We start from the raw sequence: 25,748 nt of genomic DNA, 5'->3' as shown, positions 1-25,748 counted from the left end.
AGGTCCCCGCCATGGAATGCCCACGCCTGTCCCTGCCGCCTTTGAGCGCCCCTGGTGAAGTCGTCACCTTTTATTCCTACAAGGGCGGTACCGGCCGCACCATGGCCCTGTCGAATATCGCGGTGCTGCTGGCGCGCCGCGACAACGCCAGCGTGCCGGTGCTGATGCTGGACTGGGACATGGAAGCGCCCGGCCTGCACCATTATTTCGAGCAGCACGAGGAGTGTCCTGGCGTGCTGGAGTTCTTCGAGGCTTGCCGCGAACAGCTCGAACGCCTGGGCGCCATGCATCCGGCGGGCCACGGGCCGGGCGGCGAGCAGGACTATGCGGCGCTGGCCGAGCGCGTGCTCGACGCCATCGACTGGCAGCAATACGTGGTGCGGGTCGACCAGGGCAGTCCCTTGTACCTGATGCGCGCCGGGCGTTTCGACGCCAGCTACAGCGAACGGCTGGCGCAGATGCGCTGGGATCAGTTGTTCGACGCCTGCCCGGCGCTGTTTCGCTGCTTTGCCGATACCCTGGCGCGGCACTTCCGCTACGTGCTGGTCGATTCGCGCACCGGCCGCACCGACAGCGCCGGCATCTGCACCACCTTGCTGCCCAGGAAACTGGTGGTGGTCTTCACGCCGAACCGGCAAAGCCTGGAAGGCGTCGATGCGCTGGTGACGCGCGCCATCGAATACCGGCGCAGTCATGAAGATGAACAACGCCAGCTGCTGGTGTATCCGCTGCCGTCGCGCATCGAAATGGGCGACGGCGCACAGCGTGCGGAATGGCGCCGCGGCGACAGCTACAAGGGTATCGCCGGCTACCAGCCGATGTTCGAGCGCCTGCTGCGTACCTCGTACGGCCTGTCGCAGATCGCGCTCGACAGCTATTTCGATGAAGTCCAGCTGCAGCAGACCAAGACCTTCGCCTATGGCGAGCAGCTGGCCGTGCGCATCGACCAGGGCGGCGACCGTTTTTCGCTGACGCGCACCTTCGAAGCCTTTCTGCAATGGCTGACGGGCGGCTATTTTCCGTGGCAGTCGAGCCGCGAGATCGGCCTGCTGGCCGCCATCGACGAGGCACGGCGGGCGCTGCAGCTCGAACCGGGCCGCGCCGTGGCCCTGCCGCTGGCGCGCGACCTGGCCCGGCTGGGCGAGCTGTACCGCAAAGACGGCCGGCCGGAACAGGCGCTCGACGCCTTCCGGCAAAGCGTCGAGATCCGCACCCGCATATTGGGTGGCGAGCATATCGATACCCTGGCCGGCAAGAGCGGCATGGCGCGCCTGCTGCGCCAGCTGGGCAGCCTGGGCGAAGCGCGCCAGCTGGAAGAAGACGTGGCCGAGGCACGCGAGCGGCTGCAGGGCGCCGAACATGCCGATACCCTGGCCGCCAAGGCCTGCCTGGCGCAGACCCTGATGCGCCAGGGCGATTATGCGGCCGCGCTGGCCCTGCAGGATGCGGTGCTGGCCAGCCAGTTGCGCCAGCTGGGCAATGAGCATCCCCGCACCCTGAGCGCGATGGACTGCCGCGCCACCACCTTGTTGCACATGGGCAGCCTGGACGAGGCGCGGCAATTGCTGGACACCGTGGTGGCCGCGCGCGCGCGCCTGTTTGGCGCCGAGCATGGCGACACCCTGCACAGCAAGCTGGCGCTGGCCCAGGTGCTGGGCCGGCAGGGCGACCTGGACGGTGCGCGCCAGTTGCTCGACACCATATTGCAGGCGCAGGAACGCACCCTGGGCCTCGACCATCCTGCCACCCTGGCCACGCGCGATCGCCTGGCCGATATCGTGTCCGGGCTGGGCGACTGGGCCGGTGCGCGCCTGCTGCATGAAAACCAGGTGGCGGCGCGCGAGCGCACGCGCGGACTCGATCATCCTGAAACGCTGATGAGCCAGCGCAAGCTGGCCGAGGCGCTGCTGCGGCGCGGCGAACTCGAGGCCGCCCGCAGCGTGCAGGAGCAGGTGCTGGAAGTGCATGCGCGCGTGCTGGGCGAGCATCATCTCGATACCTTGCACAGCCGCAAGCAACTGGCCGGCACCATGCAGCAGCAAGCCATCCTGGCCGACCACGGCGTGTCCGATACGGATGCGCCGGAGAGCCTGGCCAGCATGATCGCCATGCTGCAGGGCATGATCGAGCGCGAGCAATATCGCCAGGCCGGCGAACTGGCCGAACACCTGAAGTCCTGCCTGCTGCGCCCCGGCGTACCGGGCAAGCTGCGCAAGCGCGGCATGGCCCAGCTCAAGCACCTGTACAAGCTGCAAGGTGACCTCGACGCGCTGTTTGCGCTGCAGGAAGATGAAGTGCAGGCGCTGGAGGGGGCGTTGTCGGAAGCGGGTATCGAACAGCGTTGAATCGGGGTTGTCTGTAATGCAAAAAAATGCCGTATTGCATCGTCGTCCACGCGCAGCAGAAGCGTTGCTTCGGGTAAAATCTCGGCATGAGAATTTTAATCAGTAATGACGATGGCTACCTGGCGCCGGGTCTGGCCGCCCTGGCCGATGCCTTGGCGCCGATCGCCGAGATCGTGGTGGTGGCGCCCGACAGCAATCGCTCGGGCGCGTCCAATTCCCTGTCGCTGGACCGGCCGCTGTCGGTGCACAAGGCCGGCAACGGCTTTTATTATGTCAACGGCACGCCGACCGACTGCGTGCACGTGGCGCTGACCGGCATGATGCTGGAGCGGCCCGACCTGGTGGTGTCTGGCATCAACAACGGCCCCAACATGGGCGACGACACCCTGTATTCGGGAACGGTGGCGGCCGCCACGGAAGGCTATCTGTTCGGCATCCCGGCGATCGCCTTCTCGCAGGCCGAGTATGGCTGGGTCAATCTCGATGCGGCCGCGCGCGTGGCGCGCGACATCGTCGAGCGCCGCTTCGACGAATTGCAAAAGCCGTATCTGCTGAACGTGAATATTCCTGCCATTCCATACGAGCAGCTGCAGGGCATGGCCGCCACCCGGCTGGGCAAGCGCCATTCGGCCGAGCCGGTGATCCGCGCGCTCGATCCGCGCGGCCGCGAAATTTTCTGGATCGGTCCGGTGGGCGCGACCCGCGAAGCCGGTCCCGGCACCGACTTTCATGCGGTGGCGCAAGGGCAGGTGTCGATCACGCCGCTGCAGATCGACCTGACCCATGTGACGCAACTCGACGCGCTGTCGAAAGGCCTGGCATGAGCGACAAGCCGCGCAGTTTCCCTTTGTCGCTCGATGCGCTGGCCGGCAAGCCGTCGCGCCAGGGCGCGGCGCCCACGCTGGCCCAGTCGCGCATCGCCACGCCGCAAACGGCGACCCAGAACAAGGCGCAAAACGCCGTGCGCGGCGCTGCGCCCGCCTATGGCGCGCCCAACGGCATCACGCCGTCGCGCGCGCAGCCCTTGCCGGCGGCGGCGCCCAGGCAAAATCCGCTGGTCTCGGACGCGGTGCGGCGGGCCATGGTGGCGCGCATCGTCAAGCAGGGCGTCAAGGACCAGCTGGTGCTCGACGCCATGCAGGCCGTGCCGCGCCATCTGTTCATGGACGAGGCGTTCGCCTCGCAGGCGTATATCGACGCGTCCTTGCCGATCGGCCACCAGCAAACCATTTCCCAACCGTATATCGTGGCGCGCATGATCGAAGTGATGCGCAATGGCGGCGCCCTGCAGCGCGTGCTCGAGATCGGCACCGGCTGCGGCTACCAGGCGACGGTGCTGTCGCGGGTGGCGAAAGAGGTGTTTTCCATCGAGCGCATCAAGCCGCTGCACGAGCTGGCCAAGGCCAACTTGCGCCCGCTGCGCGTGCCGAACCTGCGTTTGCAGTACGGAGATGGTATGCTCGGTCTGCCGCAGGCGGCACCCTTTGACGGGATCATCCTTGCCGCAGCCGGCCTGGAAGTGCCGCAAGCCCTGTTGGAGCAATTGACGATAGGCGGGCGCCTGGTGGCGCCGGTGGGCGACAAATTGCAGCATTTACAACTCATTACCCGGGTAGGAAAAATGGAGTGGACCAGCGCAGCGCTGGAAGACTGCCATTTCGTGCCTTTGCGCCCGGGCACCATCTGATCCGCGGATCAGCCAGCAAGCAGGACAGATAACGACATGCGAATGATGAAACAAACCAAGGTACTCCTCAGCGCCATCACGCTGGCCATGCTGCTCAGCGCTTGCGGCACCACCGGCGTGCAGGCGCCCGTGGTCGAACGCCAGCATACGCCAGGCACGGCCTCGGCCAGCGAGGCGCGTGACCGCGATCCGGCCCTCTACACCGTCAAACGCGGCGACACCCTGTTGCGCATCGCGCTTGAACATGGCCAGAACTACCGCGACCTGGCGGCATGGAATAACATCAGCGATGTAAACGACATCAAGGTCGACCAGGTATTGCGCGTGCTGCCGCCGACCGGCGACACGGGCGGCGCCCAGACCTCGGCCGTCGTCATGCCGGCCATTACCGAAGTGCGCCCCGCCGCGCCGGTGGTGCCGAAAAAGAACGGTCCGCGCGGCGAGAAGCGGCCGTATTCCGATGCCACCCTGGCCGAACTGCGCAGCGATGCCGGCGTGGCCGAGTCCCCGCCAGCGGCCCCGCCGGCGGCGCCGCTGGCCGTGCCGGCCAAAGCCGCCGTGGCCACCAGCGGGACCGGCGCGCCGGCCGCCGCCGTGGTCGCCGCCGGCGATGAAAAGCTCAGCTGGATGTGGCCGTCCGAAGGCAAGGTGATCGGTACCTTCGACGAAGGCAAGAACAAGGGCGTCGATATCGCCGGCAAGGCCGGCCAGCAAGTGGTGGCCGCCGGCGCCGGAAAAGTAATGTACGCTGGCAGCGGCATCCGAGGTTATGGTAACCTTGTTATCGTGAAGCACAGTAACAGTTTATTGTCGGCTTACGCGCATAACCGCAGCATTCTGGTGAAGGAAGGGCAGAGCGTCAACAAGGGCCAGGCCATCGCCGAAATGGGCGATTCCGATGCCGACCGGGTCAAGCTCCACTTTGAAATCCGCCAGCAGGGCAAGCCTGTCGATCCGTCCAAGTTCCTGCCTAACCGTTAGGTAAAGCAATGAAAAACGCGCCGCACGATCCGCATGATGACGAACCGGACCCGCACGACGAAGTGGCGGACGAGGTACTGACTGATGATGACGGCGAGCTCGACGGCATAGATCCGGCCGGGGCCGGTGACGCGGTGGTTGCCACCGTGGTGGTCGACAGCGTCGACGAATTGAAAAAAGTGCTGGCGGCCGAACTGTCGACCGATACCACCCAGCACTACCTGAACCAGATCGGCACGCGTCCGCTGCTGACGGCGCCGCAGGAAGTGCATTACGCGACCCTGGCCAAGCAGGGCAATTTCGAAGCGCGGCAAACCATGATCGAGCACAACCTGCGCCTGGTCGTGTCGATCGCCAAGCATTACATCAACCGCGGCGTGGTGCTGCTCGACATGATCGAGGAAGGCAACATCGGCCTGATGCGTGCCATCGACAAGTTCGAGCCCGAGCGCGGTTTCCGTTTTTCTACCTACGCCACCTGGTGGATACGCCAGAGCATCGAGCGCGCCATCATGAACCAGGCGCGCACGGTGCGCCTGCCGGTGCACATGGTGCGCGAACTGAATCAGATCCTGCGCGGCAAATACCACCTCGAAGCGCAGCACCACGACGGCAAGGATGCGTCGGCCGAAGACATCGCCCACCTGGTGGGGCGGCCGGTGGAGGAGGTGCAGGATATCCTGGCGCTGTCCGAACACGCCACCTCGCTCGACGCCCCGCTCGACAACGATCCGCAATCTTCCCTGATGGACATGCTGCCCGGCGCCAGCGAAGACAGTCCCGACGCGCGCGCCGAACACCATGAAATGACGGTGCTGGTGCGCGACTGGCTGAGCAAACTGCCCGACAAGCAGCGCGTGGTGATCATGCGCCGCTTCGGTCTCGACAACGACGATCCGGCCACCCTGGAAACCCTGGCCGAGGAAATGGGCGTCACGCGCGAACGGGTACGCCAGATCCAGCAGGAGGCCCTGATCAAATTGAAACGGGCCATGGCGGCACGCGGCGTGGTGCGCGACTCCTTGCTCTGACTGTTCCAACACAGGCTGGCCCGGCTATTCGGGGCCTGCATCTGCTATCATACGCCCCGCTCGCGGCGCCTGACCTTTCCCTGTTCTCCTTCAAGTTTCAGCGCGGCCCTGCGTCCTGGCCCACTTTTACCTATTGATCGCTATGCAAGAAAATATCATCGAAATCAAATCGCTCGACATGGACGCGCGCGGCGTCGGCCATATCGAGAATGAAGACGGCTCGCCGGGCAAGGTCGTGTTCGTCGAAGGCGCCTTGCCGGGCGAACGGGTCAGCTTCGTGACGTTCAAGAAGAAGAAGAACTGGGAAGCGGCCCGCATGACGGCGCTGCACCGCGAGTCGTCGCTGCGCGTCACGCCCAAGTGCAAGCATTTCGATTACTGCGGCGGCTGCTCGATGCAGCACCTGGAGCCATCGGCCCAGGTCGCCATCAAGCAGCGTGTGCTGGAAGACAACCTCTGGCATATCGGCAAGGTGCGCGCCGAGAACATCATGCGCCCGATGTACGGCCCGACCTGGGGCTACCGCTACCGCGCGCGCCTGTCGGTGCGCCACGTAAAGAAAAAAGAGACGGTGCTGGTCGGTTTCCATGAAAAGAAATCGGCCTTTGTCGCCGATATCGACAGCTGCGAAATCCTGCCGCCGCATATCTCCGCCATGCTGCTGCCGCTGCGCGCGCTGATCGGTTCGCTGTCCATCTTCGACCAGATGCCGCAGATCGAGCTGGCCATCGGCGAAGACGTTACCGCCATGGTGCTGCGCATCATGGCGCCGTTGACCGCGGACGATGAAACCAGGCTGAAAGCGTTTGCCGACGAATACGGCGTGCAATGGTGGCTGCAGGTAAAAGGGCCGGAGACGGCGGTGCCGTTCTATCCGCTCGACAAGCAGCTGCATTATCTGCTGCCGGAATTCAACGTGCGCATGCCGTTCAAGCCGGTCGACTTTACCCAGGTGAACCACCATATCAACCGCGTGCTGGTGTCGAAAGCGCTGCGCCTCTTGGAAGTGCAACCGACCGACCGCGTGGCCGACCTGTTCTGCGGCCTGGGCAATTTCACCCTGCCGCTGGCGACGCAGGGCAGCGAAGTGGTCGGCATCGAAGGCAGCACCACCCTGACCGAGCGCGCGCTGGAAAACGCGCTGGCCAATGGCTTGTCGGAAAAAACCTCGTTCTCGACGCGCAACCTGTTCGAAGTCACCACCGACGACCTGATCGCCCTGGGCAAGTTCGACCGCATCCTGGTCGACCCGCCGCGCGACGGCGCCATGGCCCTGTGCCAGGCGCTGGTCGGACTGGCGCAAACGCGCCCGGACATGCTGCCGAAACGTATCGTCTACGTTTCGTGCAGCCCCTCGACCCTGGCGCGCGATGCCGGCATTCTGGTGCTGGAGGCGGGTTACAAGCTGTCCAAGGCGGGTGTGGTTAATATGTTTCCGCACACTTCGCATGTGGAGTCGATGGCGGTGTTTGATCTGATTGCGTAAGTCATAAAAACGGCGGGCCGGAGACGCGGGCCCGAGAAAATGCCGATGGCTGCGTTGCAGCTCCTTGTCGTACAGTCGTACTGTCTGCGTCGCTGCGCCTTGCCCTCGACATTTTTCGGGCCCGCTTGGCCCGGATAGCCTGTGCAGGGGACGGGGGTTCTAACGAGCCTTGCTGATGAGCTTGTTTTTGGCGATGCGATTTGATGGACGTAAAAAAACCGGCCTAGGCCGGTTTTTTTGTTGCTGCATCATTCCAATTATAAGTGCTTCGCAAAAACGTTCAGGGCAAGGCGTGGCGCCGAAGGCAGTACGCTAGTACGGCGAGGCGCCGCAACGCAGCCATGGACGTATTTTGCGACTGCGCTTAATCGCGGCTGCCGCCGGCGAAGCCCAGCAGGGACAGCAGGCTGGTGAAGATGTTGTACACGTCCAGGTAGATGCGCAGGGTGGCCGAGATGTAGTTGGTCTCGCCGCCGTTGATGATCTGCTGCACGTCATACAGGATGTAGGCCGAGAAGATCGCAATCGCCACCACCGAGATCACGATCGACAGTGCCGACAGGCCCAGGAAAATATTTGCTACCGACGCCAGGATCAGCACGATCACGCCGGCGAACAGCCATTTGCCCATTGCCGAAAAATCGCGCTTCGAGACCGTGGCGATCGTCGCCATCACGGCCAGGATGGTGGCCGTGCCGCCGAAGGCTGTCATGATCAGCATGCCGCCGTTCGAGTAGCCCAGGGTGCGGGTCAGGATAGGCGTGAGCATCAGGCCCATGAAGAAGGTGAAGCCCAGCAGCACGGCGACGCCGAGACCGGAATTCTTGGTTTTTTCAATCGCGTACATGAAGCCGAACGCCACCACCATGAAGATGATGAAGCCCATGCCGCCGGTCAGCATCGGCAGGTGCATCTGCACGCCGATGAAAGCGCCCAGCACGGTCGGTATCATGGACAGCGCCAGCAGCCAGTAGGTATTGCGCAAGACCTGATGGCGTACTTGTTGCATGCCTCCCGACAGGTCAAAGGTGCGTTGCATGTTCTGATTCATAAAGCCTCCGTGTTGTCAAATCGATTTACTTCTTTGTGCAAGGATAGCATGGACCCGCTTTTTTGCAAAAAAACCAGCTTAAGATTGCATTAAACGCAGCCGGGTTGCAGGAACGTGACTGTCATGCTGGGTGACATGAAGCGTAGTATGGTAAAATCGAAGGTTGATTGAACTATCAATTATTGTTTTAAACCTTTCTTTTTATTGGAGTTTTCACACATGGCAATCGAACGCACCCTGTCGATCATCAAACCAGACGCAGTTGCAAAAAACGTAATCGGCCAAATCTACAGCCGTTTCGAAAACGCTGGCCTGAAGATCGTTGCAGCCCGCATGACCCAACTGACGCGCGAACAAGCTGAAGGCTTCTACGCAGCGCACAAAGAGCGCGGCTTCTTCAACGACCTGGTGACCTTCATGGTTTCCGGTCCAGTCATGATCCAGGCCCTGGAAGGCGAAAACGCCGTTCTGGCCCACCGTGACCTGATGGGCGCAACGGATCCGAAAAAAGCGGAAAAAGGCACGATCCGCGCCGATTTCGCCGATTCGATCGATGCCAACGCCGTTCACGGTTCGGACGCTGTCGAAGCTGCTCAAGTGGAAATCGCTTACTTCTTCCCAGAATTGAAGGCCTAATCGCCTTGGATAACGTTATTTCCTGGCGTTATCTGTGAAATAACTTTATCACCCCCTGTTCCCGCTGCGCTTGTTTCTTCTGCGCGCGGGGACGGATTTTTAGAATAGGCAACATCATGACGACGACTACCCTCACCAACTTGCTGGACCTCGATCCCGCGCAGCTGATCGCTTATTGCGCCGAGTTGGGAGAGAAACCGTTTCGTGCGAAACAATTGCAACGTTGGATACACCAGTTTGGCGCCTCCGACTTCGATGCCATGACCGACCTGGCCAAGTCGCTGCGCGACAAGCTGGCCACGCGCGCCGAAGTGCGCGCCCCGGCCATCATCAGCGACCATACCTCCACCGACGGCACGCGCAAGTGGCTGGTCGACGTGGGCAATGGCAATGCCGTGGAAACCGTGTTCATCCCGGAAGAAAACCGCGGCACCCTGTGCATTTCGACCCAGGCCGGCTGCGCCGTCAACTGCCGTTTCTGCTCGACCGGCAAGCAGGGCTTCAACCGCAACCTCAGCGTGGGCGAGATCATCGGCCAGCTGTGGATGGCGGAATTCGAACTGCGCCGCACCAAGGGCATCGAGCCGGGCCCGAAGGGCGAGCGCCAGATCACCAATGTGGTGATGATGGGCATGGGCGAGCCGCTGCTGAACTTCGAGCCGACCGTCACCGCGCTCAAATTGATGCTCGACGATAACGCCTACGGCCTGTCGCGTCGCCGCGTGACCCTGTCGACCTCGGGCGTGGTACCGATGATGGACAAGCTGTCGCAGGAAGTGCCGGTGGCCCTGGCCGTCTCGCTGCACGCCTCGAACGATACCTTGCGCGATGGCTTGATTCCTCTGAACAAGAAATATCCGTTGAAGGAGCTGATGGCGGCCTGCAAGCGCTATCTGGAATTCGCGCCGCGCGACTTCATCACCTTCGAATACTGCATGCTCGACGGCGTCAACGACAGCGACGAGCACGCGCGCGAACTGCTGGCGCTGGTGCAGGACCGCGAGTTCGGCGTGAACTGCAAGTTCAATCTGATCCCGTTCAACCCGTTTCCCGAGTCGGGCCTGTTCCGCTCGAAAAACCCGCGCATCAAGGCGTTTGCCCAGGTGCTGATGGATGGCGGCATCATCACCACCGTGCGCAAGACGCGCGGCGACGATATCGATGCGGCCTGCGGCCAGTTGGCCGGCGAAGTCAAGGACCGCACGCGGGTGCAGGAGCGGATGGAAAAAATGACGGAATACCAGCAAAAGTTCGGCGCCAATTTCGGCAAGATCGTCGAGATCCGCTCCTGATGCGGGGAGGCATGGCTTACCCTCGCGCGCTTGCCGTGGCTGCTGTCAGCCTGGTCGTGCTGCTGGCCGGCTGTGCTTCCACCGCGGACAAGGCGCAAGCCGCCTCCTTGCGCGAACGTGCCGCGCTGCGCCTGCAACTGGCCAGCGCCTACTATGAACAAGGCCAGTTCGGCGTTGCCTTGAAAGAGGTGGAGCAGGCGCTTACTCTGGCGCCGGGCGAGGCCCAGGCTTACGGCATGCGCGCGCTGATCCTCGCCGCCATGCGCCAGCCCGCGCCTGCTGAAAAAGATTTTCTTTACGCATTGCGCCTTGCGCCCCACAATCCCGAGTTGAGCAATAATTATGGCCAGTTCCTGTGCCAGACCGGGCGTGCGGCGCAATCGCTGGCGTATTTTGACGCCGCGCTGCAAGATGCTGCCTACGTGACGCCGGAAAAGGCGCTGAACAATGGCGGCGCTTGCAGCCTGGCAATGAAGGATTATGCGCGTGCGAGCGCTTACTGGCTGCGCGCGGAGCGCTTGGCGCCGGGCGTGGCAAGCACGTACGCCGGACTGGCGCGCACGTATTACGAACAGCAGGACTACCGGCAGGCGGCGCGCTATCTCGAGCGCCTCGGCGGTGTAACGATAATGGAAAGCCAGACGGCCGATGTGCTGTGGCTAGCGATCAAGGTGCGGCATAAGCTCGGAGATGCGGGTGCGGAAGCTGGCCTGGTGGCGCAATTGCGCCGCCACCATTCCGGCTCGCCCGAATATGCTGCTTATCAAAGTGGGGCGTTTGATGAGTGAGACAGGGATACCAATGAATTCAGAGCGGGCAGAAACACCTCAGCAGCAGCCCCAGGGCAATCTTGCGTCGGCAGGCGCACAACTGAAGGCGCAGCGCGAAGCACTGGGCTGGCCGGTGGAGCAGGTGGCTGAACAGCTCAAGCTGGCGCCGCGCCAGGTGGTGGCGCTGGAAGAGGGCGATGTGGCGGCCTTGCCGAACCTGGCCGTGGTGCGCGGTTTCGTGCGCGCCTATGCCAAGGTGGTGCGGCTCGATGCGGCGCCGTTGGTGGCGATGATCGAAGTTCATCCGCCGACGCCGGTGCACGAACACCAGGCCGCGCCTGCGCGCCGCGATATTTCGGCCACGTTTTCCGAGTCGCGCTTCCCGTCAATGACGCAACGCTCCTCGCATTCCGGCGTCTGGATCGCCGGCGCCGTGGCGGTGGTGGCCGCCGCCGCTTTTGGCGCCTATAAAATGGGTTATGTGCCGGAGACCCTGTTTGCCCATGGCGACAAGGAAGCCGTGCATACGGGCGTGACCGCGCCGGTGGAAACCACCCTGATCAAGCCGGGCCAGGACCTGTCGCCGGTGCAGACGCCGTCGGTGCCGCTGATTTCCGTGCCGCCACCGGCCGGTAGCAGCAACGACGCGCCTGCGCCCGCTCCAGCCTCCACCCTGGCCGCAGCGCCTGCCACCGTGCCGGCGCCGGCCGCCGAGACGCCAGCGGCAGCGCCGGCCGTCGCCAGCGCCAATGCGCTGGTCCTGAAGGTGGAACAGGATTCCTGGGTTGAAATTCGCCGCCCCGGCAGCACGCCGCTGATTTCGCGCCTGGTCAAGGCGGGCAGCACGGAAACGTTTGATATCACCGGCCCGGCCGTGCTGGTGGTGGGCAAGCCTGACGTGGTGCAGGCCACCCTGCGTGGCGCCAGGCTGGACCTGCCGACCATTTCGGGCGGCACGATTTCCCGCGTCAATATCAAGTAACGGCGTCAAGTAACTCGTTCAACAAGACAAGACTATGAATATGGCTACCTCGAATACAGCGATCGGCTCCGGCCCGTCCGGCCGGCGCGACAGCCGCAAGGTGTTGGTCGCCCACGGCCAGCGCCAGATCTGGGTGGGCGGCGACGCCCCCGTGGTGGTGCAGTCGATGACCAATACCGATACCGCCGACGCCATCGGCACGGCGATCCAGATCAAGGAACTGGCGCGTGCCGGTTCGGAACTGGTGCGCTTGACGGTGGACCGGCCCGAAGCGGCGATGGCCGTGCCGTATATCCGCGACCAGCTCGACAAGATGGGCATCGACGTGCCGCTGGTAGGGGACTTTCACTATAACGGCCACACTCTGCTGAACGACTATCCCGATTGCGCACGCGCGCTGTCGAAGTACCGTATCAATCCGGGCAACGTCGGCAAGGGCGCCAAGCGCGACACGCAATACGCGCAGATGATCGAAGCGGCCTGCCGCTACGACAAGCCGGTGCGCATCGGCGTGAACTGGGGCAGCCTGGACCAGGCCCTGCTGGCGCGCATCATGGATGAAAACGCGGGCCGCGCCGAGCCATGGCCGGCGCAGGCGGTGATGTACGAAGCGCTGGTCACGTCGGCGATCGAAAACGCCGTGCGCGCCGAAGAGCTGGGCCTGGCGCGCGACAAGATCATCCTGTCGTGCAAGGTGTCCGGCGTGCAGGACCTGATCGCCGTCTACCGCGAGCTGGCCAAACGCTGCGACTATCCGCTGCACCTGGGCCTGACCGAAGCGGGCATGGGCAGCAAGGGCATCGTGGCATCCACGGCGGCGCTGTCGGTATTGCTGCAAGAGGGCATCGGCGACACCATCCGCATTTCGCTCACGCCCGAACCGGGTGGCGACCGCACGCGCGAAGTGATCGTCGGACAGGAAATTTTGCAGACCATGGGCCTGCGCAAGTTCGCGCCGATGGTGATCGCTTGCCCCGGTTGCGGCCGCACGACGTCCACCACCTTCCAGGAACTGGCCGACAATATCCAGACCTATCTGCGCGAGCAGATGCCGGAATGGAAAAAATTGTATCCGGGCGTGGAAGCGATGAACGTGGCCGTGATGGGCTGCATCGTCAACGGCCCTGGCGAATCGAAGCATGCGAATATCGGCATCAGCCTGCCCGGCACCGGCGAATCGCCGGCCGCGCCGGTGTTTGTCGATGGCGAAAAAGTCGTCACCCTGCGTGGCGAGCGCATCGTCGAAGAATTCCAGGACATCGTCCTGAAGTATGTAAAAAGCCATTATGGCGCTGCCGCCACGGTAACGGCGTAGGTCGGATTAGCCCTCCGGGCGTAATCCGACAACTCAGGTAAAGCAAAAAGTAAAGAAGAACACATATGTCCGAAAATAAAAAAGCCGATAAAATCACCGCCGTCAAAGGCATGAACGACGTGCTGCCGGCCGATGCGCCGCTGTGGGAATTGTTTGAAAACACGGCCCAGTCGGTGCTGCAAAGCTATGGCTTCCAGCAGATCCGCACGCCGATCGTGGAAGAAACCAAATTGTTCGCGCGCGCCATCGGCGCCGTCACCGATATCGTCGAAAAGGAAATGTATTCGTTCACCGATTCGATGAACGGCGACAACCTGACCCTGCGCCCTGAAGGCACGGCCGGCGTGGTACGCGCCGTGGTCGAACACAATCTGGTCTACGAAGGCCCGAAACGCCTGTGGTACAAGGGCCAGATGTTCCGCCACGAGCGCCCGCAGAAGGGCCGCTACCGCCAGTTCCACCAGTTCGGCGTGGAGGCGATTGGATTCACCGGCCCGGATATCGACGCCGAAATCATCATGCTGTCGCGCCGCCTGTGGGATGACCTGGGCCTGGAAGGCATCCGCCTGGAACTCAATTCGATCGGCGACGCGGCCGAGCGCCTGCGCCACCGCGCCGACCTGATCACCTACCTGGAAAGCCACAGCGAGCTGCTCGACGAAGAAGCCAAGCGCCGCCTGCACAGCAATCCGCTGCGCATCCTGGACACCAAGAACCCTGCCATGCAGGAACTGGTAAATGGCGCGCCCAAGCTGCTGGACTACCTGGGCGAAGAATCGCTGGCCCACTTCCACGGCCTGCAGAAGATTTTGAATCACAACAATATTCCGTTCACCATCAATCCACGCCTGGTGCGCGGCCTCGACTACTACAACCGCACGGTGTTCGAGTGGGTCAGCGACAAGCTGGGCGCGCAAGGCACGGTGTGTGCCGGCGGCCGCTATGACGGCATGGTCGAAATGTTCGGCGGCAAGTCGACCCCGGCCGTCGGCTTCGGCATGGGCGTCGAGCGCCTGGTGCTGCTGATGAAAGACGCGGCCGAACCGGAAGCCCCGGCCCAGTGCGACGTCTACCTGGTGCACCAGGGCGAGCAGGCGGGCCTGCAAGCCTTCGTGCTGGCCGAGCGCATCCGTGACGCGGGCCTGGACGTGGTGCTGCACTGCGCGGCCAGCAATGGCGGCGGCAGCTTCAAGACGCAGATGAAAAAGGCCGACGCCAGCGGCGCTTCGTTTGCCGTGATCCTCGGCGACGATGAAGTCGCCAACCACGTCGCCACCGTGAAAGCGCTGCGCGACGCCGAAGGCGCGGCGCAGCAGAACACGGTGCCGTTCGACGATGTCGTCGACTACGTGGTCGACCAGATCATCGGCGACCACGATTGCGGTCATGACCACGGCCCTGGCGGCCATGTGCATCACCATCATTGAACTACGTTGCCGCCGCAATGTGGCAACATGGCGTACCCCTCGATCCACTACTCATTACACTGACGACTCATGGCATACGATCACGAAGAGCAAGAACAACTGGCATCCCTCTCGGCATGGTGGAAGCGCTATGGCAACCTGACCTCCTGGGTCCTGATCGTGGCGCTGGCCGGCTACAGCGGCTGGGCTGGCTGGCAGTACTACCAGCGCACCCAGGCCGCGCAGGCGGGCCAGCTGTACGATGAGCTGCAAGGCGCCATCGCCGCCAAGGACGCCGCCAAGATCCAGCGCGCGGCCGGCGACATGCAGTCGCGCTTCGGCAGCACGGCGTACGCACAGATGAGTGGCCTGGCCGCGGCCAAGGCGGCTTTTGAGGCGAACGACCTGAAAACCGCCAAGGCCCAGCTGACCTGGGTAGCCGAGCACGGCAGCGAAGAGTACAAGGTGATCGCCAAGCTGCGCCTGGCTGGCGTGCTGCTCGATGAAAAAGCCTACGACGACGCCCTGAAAGCCTTGTCGGGCGCCAGCGTGCCGCAATTCGCCGGCGCCGTGGCCGACCGCAAGGGCGATATCCTGGTCGCGCAGAACAAGCTGGCCGATGCGCGCACCGCCTACCTGGCCGCGTTCACCGCGACCGACAAGAACAACCCTGGCCGCCAGCTGATCCAGGTGAAACTGGAAGCGATCGGCGGCAGCGTGCCGGAAGAGAAGGCCAAGGCCGCACCAGCGGCTGCCTGATAGTCCTTACAAGTACAAGAAAAAGGTTGGATAACATTTATGCGTCTCACTGAAAAGCTGGTAGCGGCAAGCCTGTTGGTCTTGATGGCGGGTTGCTCGTCATGGAATCCGTTTGCCAAGAAAGATCCGAAAACCGAGCCGGCCAAGCTGGTCGAGTTAAAATCGAGCATGGCCGTGCGCGAAGCATGGAAGTATTCGATCGGCAAGTCGGGCGTGTATGCGTTCACTCCGGCACTGTCCGGCGGCAGCCTGTACGTGGTCAACGCCGATGGCGCGCTGGCGCGCCTCGATGCGGCCACCGGCCGTGAAACCTGGCGCATCAAGGCCGGCGCCGACATCACGTCCAGTCCCGGCACCGACGGCAACGTGGTGGCGGTCGGCGGCGCCAAGGGCGTGATCCTGGCGTTTGACGCGAATGGCAAGGAACTGTGGAAAGCCCAGGCGTCAAGCGAAGTGCTGACGGCGCCGGTGGTCGGCGAAGGCGTGGTGGTTGTGCGCAGCGTCGACAACCGCATCCTCGGTTTCGATGCCAGGACCGGCGAACGCAAGTGGGTGGTGCAGCGTACGACACCGGCCCTGACCCTGCGCAATGCGCCGGGCATGGTGCTCGGCGGCACGAACGTGTATGTCGCCCAGCCGGGCGGCAAGCTGGTGGCGCTGACGGCGGCCACCGGCGTGGTGCGCTGGGAAACCGTGGTCAGCGAACCGCGTGGCGCCACCGAACTGGAACGCGTCTCCGACATCGCCGGCACGCCGGTGGTGTTTGAAGGCGAAGTGTGCACCGTCACCTACCAGGGCAAGGCCGGTTGTTTCGACGCCGCCACGGGCGTGCCGCGCTGGACCAAGCCGGTCTCGTCCGATGTGGGCGTGGCGGTCGACCAGCGTTTCGTGTTTACCGCCGATGACCAGGGCACCGTGCTGGCATTCGCCCGCGAAGGCGGGCAGGGCGCCTGGAAGAACGAGGCGCTGGCGCGCCGCCGCCTGTCCACGCCCGCATCGTATGGCCGCAGCGTGGCCATCGGCGACTATCAAGGTTACATCCACTTCCTGTCACGGGAAGATGGCGCATTAATAGGTCGGGTCAGCACCGACGGCAGCCCGATCGTCTCGGTGCCGGTGGTCGCAGGTTCGAATTTGATTTTTCAAACCCAATCAGGGACAGTGACCGCTCTCGCGGTCGAGTAATACAAATGAAGCCGGTAATTGCACTAGTAGGTCGACCCAATGTTGGGAAATCGACTTTATTCAATCGTCTGACCCGCTCGCGCGATGCGCTGGTGGCGGATTTGCCTGGGTTGACGCGCGATCGTCACTATGGCGAAGGCCGTGTCGGCGAACGTCCCTTCCTGGTCATCGATACGGGTGGTTTCGAACCCGTCGCCAAGGAAGGCATCATGCACCAGATGGCACTGCAGACCAAGCAGGCCGTGGCCGAGGCCGACGTGGTGGTGTTCATCGTCGACGGCCGCCAGGGCCTGACGCCGCATGACAAGACCATCGTCGACTTCCTGCGCAAGAGCGGTCGTCCCGTTCTGCTGGTGGTCAACAAGAGCGAAGGCATGCGCTATACGGCCGTGGTGTCCGAGTTCTATGAACTGGGCATGGGCGATCCGTATGCGATCTCGTCCGCGCACGGCGACGGCGTCAACGACCTGGTCGAAGTGATGCTGGACCTGGCCTTCGCGCAGCGTCCGGATGAACCGGAAGAGCTGGAAAAAACCGATCGCGGCATCAAGATCGCCCTGGTCGGCCGTCCGAACGTGGGCAAGTCGACCCTCATCAACACCCTGCTGGGCGAAGAGCGCGTGATCGCCTTCGACATGCCGGGCACGACGCGCGACTCGATCGAAATCCCGTTCGAACGCGACGGCCAGCAATATACGCTGATCGACACGGCCGGTATCCGCCGCCGCGGCAAGGTGTTCGAAGCGATCGAGAAATTCTCGGTGGTCAAAACGCTGCAGTCGATTTCGGAAGCCAACGTGGTGGTGCTGATGCTCGACGCACAGCAGGATATTTCGGAACAGGACGCGCATATCGCCGGCTTTATTCTGGAATCGGGCCGCGCGCTGGTGGTGGCCGTCAACAAGTGGGACGGCCTGCAATCGCACGAACGCGACGAGATCAAGATCGATATCGACCGCAAGCTCGACTTTCTGTCGTTCGCGCAGATGCATTTCATTTCGGCGCTGAAGGGCACCAACATCGGTCCGCTGATGAAGTCGCTCAACGCCGCCTATGCGGCCGCCATGTGCGACCTGTCGACGCCGAAGCTGACGCGGGCCCTGATCGAAGCGGTGGAGAAGCAGGAGCCGCGCCGCAAGGGCTCGATCCGTCCGAAGCTGCGCTACGCCCACCAGGGCGGCATGAACCCGCCGGTGATCGTGATCCACGGCAATGCGCTCGACGCCGTGGGCGACCCGTACAAACGCTATCTGGAAAAACATTTCCGCGATACTTTTGCGCTGGTCGGCACGCCATTGCGGATCGAACTGCGCACCGGTAAAAATCCGTTTGCGCGCACGCCGAGCAAATAAATCCGGCGCAACATTAAGCGTTAATTAAGGCGCCGCGGTAATAATGCGGCGCCGATAGCAAATAAGATTGCCATTCGTGGGCATTAACGCCAGAATAATAATCTGTTAATGCACCCTGCGCGACAGCGATCGCGAAAACAGGTTACAGTAGCTGTGAAGCATCTTTCTCTGCGAGAGAGGTGTGAGAGCACTTGAAATCAAGCGAGTCGCCTCCAATTCTTACACAACAACATAAACAAACGGAGCTGTTATGAGCAACAAAGGGCAACTGTTACAAGACCCATTCCTCAATGCATTACGCAAAGAGCATGTTCCTGTCTCGATCTACCTGGTCAATGGCATTAAATTGCAGGGCCATATCGAATCGTTCGATCAATATGTCGTATTGCTGCGCAATACGGTGACACAGATGGTGTACAAGCATGCCATCTCGACAGTGGTGCCGGCCCGTGCCGTCAATCTCAATATTGAATCCGAAGCGGAGTAAAGCGTTGAGCTTGACGGCCCCGCGCCTTTCACCTTCCATCGCCTGCGTCCGTGCCAGCGGCGTTGATGCATCCGCATCGGCGCTCGCGACAACCTGTCTGTTGCCATCATGCGCGCGGCACTAGTCGGAGTTGACTTCGGTCACAGCGACTTTGCCGCCAGCATGGAGGAACTGATGCTGTTGTCGCGCTCGGCTGGCGCCGACCCGATTTCCACCATCACCGCCAAGCGTTCCAGTCCCGATTCCGCCTATTTCGTCGGCAGCGGCAAGGCGGACGAGATCGGTGACGCCGTCGTCAACGATGGCCTGGAAATCGTCATCTTCAACCATGCCCTCTCGCCCGCACAGCAGCGCAATCTGGAAAAGCGCCTGAATGTGCGCGTGCTCGACCGTACCAGCCTGATCCTCGACATCTTTGCGCAACGCGCGCAAAGCCACGAGGGCAAGCTGCAGGTCGAGCTGGCCCAGCTGCAGCATCTGGCCACGCGCCTGATCCGCGGCTGGACTCACCTTGAGCGGCAAAAGGGCGGTATCGGCCTGCGCGGCCCCGGCGAGACGCAGCTCGAGACCGACCGCCGCCTGATCGGCGACAGGGTCAAGGCGCTGCGCGCACGGCTGGAAAAACTGCACAAGCAACGCGAAACGCAACGCCGCGCGCGTGGCCGCAATCACACGTTTTCAGTCTCGCTGGTCGGCTATACCAATGCCGGCAAGTCGACCCTGTTCAACGCCGTAACCAAGGCCGGCGTGTATGTGGCCGACCAGCTGTTCGCCACGCTCGACACCACCTCGCGCCGGGTCTATCTCGGCCAGGAAGTGGGCAATGTGGTGATCTCGGACACGGTGGGTTTCGTGCGCGAATTGCCGCACCAGCTGGTGGCGGCGTTTCGCGCCACGCTGGAAGAAACCATCCATGCCGATCTGCTGCTGCACGTCGTCGACGCTTCGTCGCCGGTGCGCATGGAGCAGATCGAGCAGGTCAACCTGGTCTTGCAAGAGATCGGCGCCGATCATATTCCGCAAATTCTGGTGTGGAACAAGATCGACGCGGCCGGGCTGGAGCCTTCGGTGGAGCGCGATGAAAATGGCACGCTCAGCCGCGTATTCGTCAGCGCGCACAAGGGCAGCGGGCTGGACCTGTTGCGCGAGGCCATCGTCGAGATGGCCAAGAGCGCGCCGCGTTCGGCCCACCTCTATCAGTACGATGCAGCACAGGACGGCCAGTTGATCGACGAGCAGGAAGAGCAAGACGATCACGCTGGCCAGCACGATGGCGCCGCCCGGGACCAGGCCGAAGAAACTGGCCCGGACGATGGTATTTCCACCCACTCCAAAGTCGGAACACGATAGTTATGCTTGTCTCCCTACTCAAAAAAACAGGCTTGAAGTTGTCCCTGAATGACCCCCGCTGGGGCAACAACAAGGACGACGGCAAGAAAGCCCAAGAAGGCAAAAAGCCCGGCGAAGGTCCGCCGGATCTCGATCAGCTGTGGCGCGATTTCAATCAGCGCCTGAACGCCTTCTTCGGCCAGAAGAACCGTCCCGACAACGGCGGCAATAACGGCGGCAACAACAACGGTGGCGGCCCGCGTCCGGACATGAAGGGCGCCGGCATCACCGCCGGCGTGGTGGGCGTGATCGCCGTCTTCATCTGGCTGGCCAGCGGCGCCTTTATCGTGCAAGAGGGGCAGAACGGCGTCGTCATGACGTTCGGCAAGTACACGCGTACCGCACCGGCCGGCCTCAACTGGCGCTGGCCGTATCCGTTCCAGACCGACGAAACCGTCAATGTCTCGCAGGTGCGCACGGTCGAAGTCGGTTACCGCCAGTCGCTGCGCAACAAGCAGGCCAACGAGTCGCTGATGCTGACCGACGATGAAAACATCATCGACATCCAGTTCGCCGTGCAATACACGCTGAAAGGACCGGTCGACTGGCTGTTCCAGAACCGCGACCAGGAAGACACCTTGCGCCAGGTCGCCGAAACGGCGATCCGCGAAGTGGTCGGCCGCAGCAAGATGGACTTCGTGCTGTACGAAGGCCGCGAAAAAGTGGCCTACGAAACCCAGAAGCTGATGCAGCAGATCGTCGACCGCTACAAGCTGGGCGCATTGATCACCAACGTGACGATGCAGGCGGTGCAGCCGCCGGAGCAGGTGCAGGCCGCGTTTGACGATGCCGTGAAAGCGGGCCAGGACCGCGAGCGCCAGAAGAACGAAGGCCAGGCCTATGCCAACGACGTGATTCCGAAAGCGCGCGGCGCCGCCTTCCGCCTGATGGAAGAAGCCGAAGCGTACAGCGCCATGGTGACCGAGAACGCCGCCGGTAATGCCTCGCGCTTCAAGCAGGTGCTGGTGGAATACCAGAAAGCGCCGGCCGTCACGCGCGACCGCATGTATCTGGAAACCATGCAGACCGTGTTCAGCAGCGCCAGCAAGGTCATGGTTGACGCGAAAAGCGGCAGCAACCTGCTGTACCTGCCGCTCGACAAGCTGATCGCCCAGACGGCCGCGACCGACGCCAGCGCCGCTGCCGCGCGTGCCGCCGCCCCTGCCACCACCACTGTTTTGCCACAGGACGCCATGCCGACAGTCGAAGTCAATACGCGCCGCTCTTCGCGTGAACGGGAGAGCCGCTAATGAACCGTATCGTAGCCGCCCTGATCGCGGGCTTTATCGCGATCATGCTCCTCTCCTCGACCGTGTTCGTGGTCGACCAGCGTAAATATGCGGTCGTCTTCGCCCTCGGTGAAGTCAAGGAAGTGATACGCGAGCCGGGCTTGTACTTCAAGCTGCCGCCGCCGTTCCAGAACGTGCTGTACCTGGACAAGCGCATCCTGACCCTGGACACGCCGGAGCCGGAACGCTTCATCACGGCCGAGAAGAAAAACATCCTGGTCGACGCCTATGTGAAATGGCGCATCGGTGATCCGCTGCTGTATTTCCGCAGCTTCGGCGGCGATGAAAATCCGGCCCGCAACCGCATGTCGCAGATCGTCAAGGCCGCCTTGAACGACGAAATCACCAAGCGCACCGTGCGCGAAGTGATCTCTGGCCAGCGCGGCAAGGTGATGGAAGCGATCCTGGCCAAGGTCTCGGCCGAAGCGAAAGCCATCGGTGTCGAGATCATCGACGTGCGCCTGAAACGCGTCGACTACGTCGAACAGATCAACAACTCGGTGTATGAACGGATGAAATCCGAGCGCGTGCGCGTGGCCAACGAGCTGCGTTCGACCGGTTCGGCCGATTCCGAGAAGATCCGCGCCGACGCCGACAAGCAGCGCACCGTGATCCTGGCCGAAGCCTACCGCGAAGCCGAGAAGCTGCGCGGCGAGGGCGACGCCAAGGCGTCGCAGATCTACGCCGAAGCGTTTGGCCGCAATCCGGAGTTCTACAAGTTCTACCGCAGCCTGGAAGCCTACCGCGCCACGTTCAAGGACAAGGGCGACGTGATGGTGGTCGATTCGAGCTCGGAGTTCTTCAAATACTTCAAGGGCAATGGCTCGGCCGGTTCGGCCGGCGCCGCCAAAAAGTAATCCAAGGGCAGTACTTCAGGCGGGGCCGGCAGCGATGCCGGCCCCGCTTTTTTGTGGCCGCGATGGTCATGCGGGCCGGTGAAAAGCGCGGTTTTTTTGCCTTGAGTTATCGCCGTGGCGACAACTTATCCCTAAAGCCATACTTTTTCGCGTAAAATATCAGGTTCGGCCTCTTGCCTGGCGCGCCCGCCGCTGCCTCGCCTGATGCATTTTTCAACTTTCTTCCGTATCTCGCTCCCTCATGCCGAATTGGCTTTTGCCCGAAAATATTGCCGATGTGTTGCCGTCGGAAGCGCGCAAGATCGAAGAGCTGCGCCGCCTCATGCTGGATAATTTCCGTCTGTACGGATATGAACTGGTGATGCCGCCGCTGCTCGAATATCTGGAGTCGCTGATGACCGGCGCCGGCAAGGATACCGATCTGCGCACCTTCAAGCTGGTGGACCAGCTGTCGGGTCGCATGCTCGGCCTGCGCGCCGACATGACCACGCAAGTGGCCCGTATCGACGCCCATCTGCTCAACCGCGCCACCGTCACCCGCCTGTGCTATGCCGGCAGCGTGCTGCATACCCGTCCGTCGGGCTTGCATGCGACGCGCGAGCCGCTGCAGATCGGCGCCGAAATCTATGGCCATGCCGGCCTGGAAGCGGACGCCGAAATCCAGGAACTGGCGCTGGCCTCGCTGGCACTGGCCGGCTTTGACAGCGTGCGCCTCGATCTGTCGCACGTCGGCCTGTTGCGCGCTATTATTGCGCAGGATGACGCGGCTGGCCGCGACGAAGCCGCCCTGTACAGCCTGCTGCGCGCGAAAGATGCGCCAGGCTTGCGCGCCCTGACGGCCTCCTACGATGCGGTCACGCGCGACGCGCTGCTGGCCTTGCCGAACCTGTACGGCGACATCGATGTGCTGGCGCGTGCGCGCGAGGTGCTGCCGCCATTGCCGGGCGTGCTCAAGGCGCTGGCCGAACTGGCCGCGCTGGCGGGCTCGGCACTGGGCCGCGCCGAAGTGGCGATCGACCTGGCCGACCTGCGCGGCTACCAATATGAAAGCGGCGCGATGTTTGCGCTGTATGTACCTGGCTTGCCGAACGCGGTTGCGCGCGGCGGCCGTTATGACCACGTCGGCGAAGCGTTCGGCCGGGCTCGTCCCGCGACCGGCTTCTCGCTCGATTTGCGCGAACTGGCGCGCCTGTTGCCGACCGCGGAGCGCAAGCATTCGATCCGCGCGCCGTGGGGCAGCGCGCCAGAATTGAAGGAAAAAATCGCCGAGTTGCGCAAGGCGGGCGAGGTCGTGATCCAGAGTTTGCCGGGTCACAGTAATGAACAAGACGAGTTCGAGTGCGATCGCGTGCTGGTACTTGCCGATAATGGTAGTAGCTGGATTCTTAAAAACTTAGGTTGAGTGATGTCAAAGAAAATTATGGCAAAGAACGTCGTTGTCATCGGCACCCAATGGGGCGATGAAGGTAAAGGCAAGATCGTCGATTGGTTGACCGATCACGCCCAGGGTGTGGTGCGCTTCCAGGGCGGCCACAATGCAGGCCACACGCTGGTCATCGGCGGCGTGAAAACCGCGCTGCAACTGATCCCTTCGGGCATCATGCGTCCAGGCGTGGCCTGCTACATCGGTAACGGTGTGGTGGTGTCGGTGCCGGACGTGCTGCGCGAAATCGACAAGCTCGAAGCGATCGGCGTCGAAGTCGCCTCGCGCCTGAAAGTGTCGGACGCGGCGCCCGTGATCCTGCCTTACCACACCGCGATCGACCTGGCGCGTGAAGCCAAGCGTGGCGATGCGAAGATCGGCACCACCGGCAAGGGCATCGGCCCGGCCTACGAAGACAAGGTTGCACGCCGCGCGATCCGCATCGCCGACCTGCTGAACGAGAAGCGCTTTGCCGAGAAACTGGCCGAGAACCTCGATTACCATAACTTCGTGCTGGAAAACTACCTGAAGGCGCCGAAAGTCGACTATCAGAAGACCCTCGACGACGCGCTGGCCTACGTGCCGCGCCTGCGTCCGATGGTGACCGACGTGTCGAGCGCGCTGTACGCGGCGCACAAGGCCGGCGCCAACCTGCTGTTCGAAGGCGCTCAGGGTTCGCTGCTCGACGTCGACCACGGCACCTACCCGTTCGTCACCTCGTCGAACTGCGTGGCCGGCAATGCCGCCGCCGGTTCGGGTGTCGGTCCCGGCATGCTGCATTACATCATGGGCATCACCAAGGCCTACACCACGCGCGTCGGCTCCGGCCCATTCCCGTCGGAACTGCCGACCGATGCCGGCGTCGGTCACCACCTGGCGCAAGTGGGCCATGAATTCGGCACCGTGACGGGCCGTGCCCGCCGCTGCGGCTGGTTCGACGCCGCCTTGCTGCGCCGCTCGGTGCAGATCAACGGCGTGTCGGGCATGTGCCTGACCAAGCTGGACGTGCTGGACGGTATCGAAACGCTGAAGCTGTGCACCGGCTACACCATCGATGGCGTGTCGGTCGACATCTTCCCGTCGGGCGCCGAAGAAGCGGCCCGCTGCGTGCCGGTGTACGAAGAGATGCCAGGCTGGACCGAAAGCACGGTCGGCGCGAAATCGCTGGCGGCCCTGCCGGCGACGGCGCGCGCTTACATCAAGCGCATCGAAGAGCTGGTCGGCGTGCCGGTGGACATGGTTTCGACCGGTCCGGATCGCGAAGAAACGATCGTCCTGCGCCACCCGTTCGAATAAACGCGTAGCACCCCAATCCGCCGCAAGGCGGATTTTTTCAAGCAACGAATAAAGACAGAACATCATGACTACGCCACAAAGCAATGACCAGCACCTGTGGGTGAACTGGGAAGAATACCACCGCCTGATCGAGCGCCTGGCGCTCAAGGTCCATGAATCGGGCTGGAAGTTTGACCAGGTGCTGTGCCTGGCGCGCGGCGGCGTGCGCCCCGGCGACGTGTTCTCGCGCATTTTCGACCTGCCGCTGGCGATCCTGTCGACCAGCTCCTACCGCGAAGACAAGGGCACGACCCAGGGCGACCTCGATATCGCCAAATACATGACGATGACCAAGGGCCCGCTGGCCGGCCGCATCCTGCTGGTCGATGATTTGGCCGATTCGGGCGTCACGCTCGACAAGGTCACGCGTCACCTGAAAGACAATTTCCCGGGCGTGACCGAAGTCAAATCGGCCGTGATCTGGCTGAAAGGCTGCTCCGTCGTGCGTCCCGACTACTTCCTGGAAGAGCTGCCGCACAACCCGTGGATCCACCAGCCGTTCGAAGACTACGACGGCCTGCGCCCGCACCAGCTGGCGGCATGGATCAAGAAAGGCGAAACGGGCAAGTAATTCCCTTTCGTGTAGCTTAAAAAAAGACGATCGTGTATCGTCTTTTTTTCTAGGGCGGCACATTCTGCTTACCTCTCCCGCGGGCACTATTGAAGCGCGTTGCTGTCCAAGGTCGCATG

General features: G+C 62.7%; 23 protein-coding genes. 22 read left to right on the top strand and 1 reads right to left on the bottom strand.

The window, feature by feature from the left end; genetic code table 11:
* The first annotated feature begins 11 nt into the window (after window positions 1-11).
* The 6 genes from ACP7B7_RS23405 to rlmD all read left to right on the top strand — a co-directional run bounded on the left by ACP7B7_RS23405 (window position 12) and on the right by rlmD (window position 7,530).
* Window positions 12-2,345, top strand: a complete 2,334-nt coding sequence (locus tag ACP7B7_RS23405) for a tetratricopeptide repeat protein (RefSeq protein WP_426078292.1) — start codon at window positions 12-14, stop codon at window positions 2,343-2,345.
* An 86-nt stretch (window positions 2,346-2,431) separates the two neighbouring features.
* Window positions 2,432-3,169, top strand: a complete 738-nt coding sequence (gene surE, locus ACP7B7_RS23400; protein WP_426078291.1) for a 5'/3'-nucleotidase SurE — start codon at window positions 2,432-2,434, stop codon at window positions 3,167-3,169.
* On the top strand, window positions 3,166-4,032 hold the full coding sequence (locus ACP7B7_RS23395; protein WP_426078290.1) for a protein-L-isoaspartate(D-aspartate) O-methyltransferase: 867 nt from the start codon (window positions 3,166-3,168) through the stop codon (window positions 4,030-4,032). Before surE ends, ACP7B7_RS23395 begins: the two co-directional genes overlap by 4 nt.
* 42 nt (window positions 4,033-4,074) lie before the next feature.
* Window positions 4,075-5,013: a peptidoglycan DD-metalloendopeptidase family protein gene (locus ACP7B7_RS23390; RefSeq protein WP_426078289.1), complete on the top strand. Its 939-nt coding sequence runs from the start codon at window positions 4,075-4,077 to the stop codon at window positions 5,011-5,013.
* Window positions 5,014-5,021: 8 nt separating this feature from the next.
* Window positions 5,022-6,044, top strand: a complete 1,023-nt coding sequence (rpoS, locus tag ACP7B7_RS23385) for an RNA polymerase sigma factor RpoS (RefSeq protein WP_426078288.1) — start codon at window positions 5,022-5,024, stop codon at window positions 6,042-6,044.
* Window positions 6,045-6,186: 142 nt separating this feature from the next.
* Window positions 6,187-7,530 carry a 23S rRNA (uracil(1939)-C(5))-methyltransferase RlmD gene (rlmD, locus tag ACP7B7_RS23380; protein WP_426078287.1) on the top strand — a complete coding sequence of 448 codons (1,344 nt, stop codon included), beginning with the start codon at window positions 6,187-6,189 and terminating at the stop codon, window positions 7,528-7,530.
* Between the two features lie 364 nt (window positions 7,531-7,894).
* Here the strand turns inward: rlmD and ACP7B7_RS23375 are convergent, their stop codons facing one another.
* Window positions 7,895-8,569 carry a Bax inhibitor-1/YccA family protein gene (locus tag ACP7B7_RS23375; RefSeq protein ID WP_374694269.1) on the bottom strand — a complete coding sequence of 225 codons (675 nt, stop codon included), beginning with the start codon at window positions 8,567-8,569 and terminating at the stop codon, window positions 7,895-7,897.
* Between the two features lie 231 nt (window positions 8,570-8,800).
* On the opposite strand from ACP7B7_RS23375, the gene ndk reads away from it, so the two are divergent.
* From ndk to ACP7B7_RS23295, 16 genes are all read left to right on the top strand, one after another.
* Window positions 8,801-9,217 carry a nucleoside-diphosphate kinase gene (ndk, locus tag ACP7B7_RS23370; protein WP_426078286.1) on the top strand — a complete coding sequence of 139 codons (417 nt, stop codon included), beginning with the start codon at window positions 8,801-8,803 and terminating at the stop codon, window positions 9,215-9,217.
* A 116-nt stretch (window positions 9,218-9,333) separates the two neighbouring features.
* Window positions 9,334-10,509, top strand: a complete 1,176-nt coding sequence (rlmN, locus tag ACP7B7_RS23365) for a 23S rRNA (adenine(2503)-C(2))-methyltransferase RlmN (protein ID WP_308925291.1) — start codon at window positions 9,334-9,336, stop codon at window positions 10,507-10,509.
* 11 nt (window positions 10,510-10,520) lie between these two features.
* Window positions 10,521-11,297 carry a type IV pilus biogenesis/stability protein PilW gene (gene pilW, locus ACP7B7_RS23360; RefSeq protein WP_426078285.1) on the top strand — a complete coding sequence of 259 codons (777 nt, stop codon included), beginning with the start codon at window positions 10,521-10,523 and terminating at the stop codon, window positions 11,295-11,297.
* Window positions 11,298-11,310: 13 nt separating this feature from the next.
* On the top strand, window positions 11,311-12,261 hold the full coding sequence (locus ACP7B7_RS23355) for a helix-turn-helix domain-containing protein (protein ID WP_426078284.1): 951 nt from the start codon (window positions 11,311-11,313) through the stop codon (window positions 12,259-12,261).
* Between the two features lie 40 nt (window positions 12,262-12,301).
* Complete coding sequence (ispG, locus tag ACP7B7_RS23350; RefSeq protein ID WP_426078283.1) at window positions 12,302-13,576, top strand: flavodoxin-dependent (E)-4-hydroxy-3-methylbut-2-enyl-diphosphate synthase; 1,275 nt, start codon at window positions 12,302-12,304, stop codon at window positions 13,574-13,576.
* Between the two features lie 65 nt (window positions 13,577-13,641).
* Window positions 13,642-15,003, top strand: a complete 1,362-nt coding sequence (gene hisS / locus ACP7B7_RS23345; RefSeq protein WP_426078282.1) for a histidine--tRNA ligase — start codon at window positions 13,642-13,644, stop codon at window positions 15,001-15,003.
* Window positions 15,004-15,072: 69 nt separating this feature from the next.
* Window positions 15,073-15,741 (top strand): tetratricopeptide repeat protein, encoded by a 669-nt coding sequence (locus ACP7B7_RS23340; RefSeq protein ID WP_426078281.1) that lies wholly within the window; start codon window positions 15,073-15,075, stop codon window positions 15,739-15,741.
* Between the two features lie 39 nt (window positions 15,742-15,780).
* Window positions 15,781-16,926, top strand: coding sequence for an outer membrane protein assembly factor BamB (bamB, locus tag ACP7B7_RS23335; RefSeq protein ID WP_426078280.1), 1,146 nt, complete (start codon window positions 15,781-15,783; stop codon window positions 16,924-16,926).
* A gap of 5 nt (window positions 16,927-16,931) precedes the next feature.
* The gene (der, locus tag ACP7B7_RS23330; RefSeq protein WP_034752028.1) at window positions 16,932-18,278 is read left to right on the top strand and encodes a ribosome biogenesis GTPase Der; all 1,347 of its coding nucleotides are present in this window, start codon (window positions 16,932-16,934) and stop codon (window positions 18,276-18,278) included.
* A gap of 250 nt (window positions 18,279-18,528) precedes the next feature.
* The gene (gene hfq / locus ACP7B7_RS23325; protein WP_008450615.1) at window positions 18,529-18,765 is read left to right on the top strand and encodes an RNA chaperone Hfq; all 237 of its coding nucleotides are present in this window, start codon (window positions 18,529-18,531) and stop codon (window positions 18,763-18,765) included.
* Between the two features lie 108 nt (window positions 18,766-18,873).
* On the top strand, window positions 18,874-20,115 hold the full coding sequence (gene hflX / locus ACP7B7_RS23320) for a GTPase HflX (RefSeq protein WP_426078279.1): 1,242 nt from the start codon (window positions 18,874-18,876) through the stop codon (window positions 20,113-20,115).
* 2 nt (window positions 20,116-20,117) lie between these two features.
* Entirely contained in the window at window positions 20,118-21,404 is a 1,287-nt protein-coding gene (hflK, locus tag ACP7B7_RS23315; protein WP_426078278.1) for an FtsH protease activity modulator HflK, read from the top strand.
* A complete protein-coding gene (gene hflC, locus ACP7B7_RS23310; protein WP_426078277.1) occupies window positions 21,404-22,300 on the top strand; it encodes a protease modulator HflC in 897 nt (298 codons plus the stop codon). Before hflK ends, hflC begins: the two co-directional genes overlap by 1 nt.
* 241 nt (window positions 22,301-22,541) lie before the next feature.
* Complete coding sequence (locus ACP7B7_RS23305) at window positions 22,542-23,702, top strand: ATP phosphoribosyltransferase regulatory subunit (protein ID WP_426078276.1); 1,161 nt, start codon at window positions 22,542-22,544, stop codon at window positions 23,700-23,702.
* Window positions 23,703-23,705: 3 nt separating this feature from the next.
* On the top strand, window positions 23,706-25,019 hold the full coding sequence (locus tag ACP7B7_RS23300) for an adenylosuccinate synthase (RefSeq protein ID WP_308925302.1): 1,314 nt from the start codon (window positions 23,706-23,708) through the stop codon (window positions 25,017-25,019).
* Between the two features lie 64 nt (window positions 25,020-25,083).
* Window positions 25,084-25,629, top strand: a complete 546-nt coding sequence (locus tag ACP7B7_RS23295; protein WP_308925303.1) for a phosphoribosyltransferase — start codon at window positions 25,084-25,086, stop codon at window positions 25,627-25,629.
* The last annotated feature ends 119 nt before the right edge of the window (window positions 25,630-25,748 follow it).

It is taken from the genome of Janthinobacterium sp. PSPC3-1, assembly GCF_049896105.1.
Lineage (GTDB): Bacteria > Pseudomonadota > Gammaproteobacteria > Burkholderiales > Burkholderiaceae_D > Janthinobacterium.
This window is presented reverse-complemented; position numbering and strand designations above follow the sequence as displayed.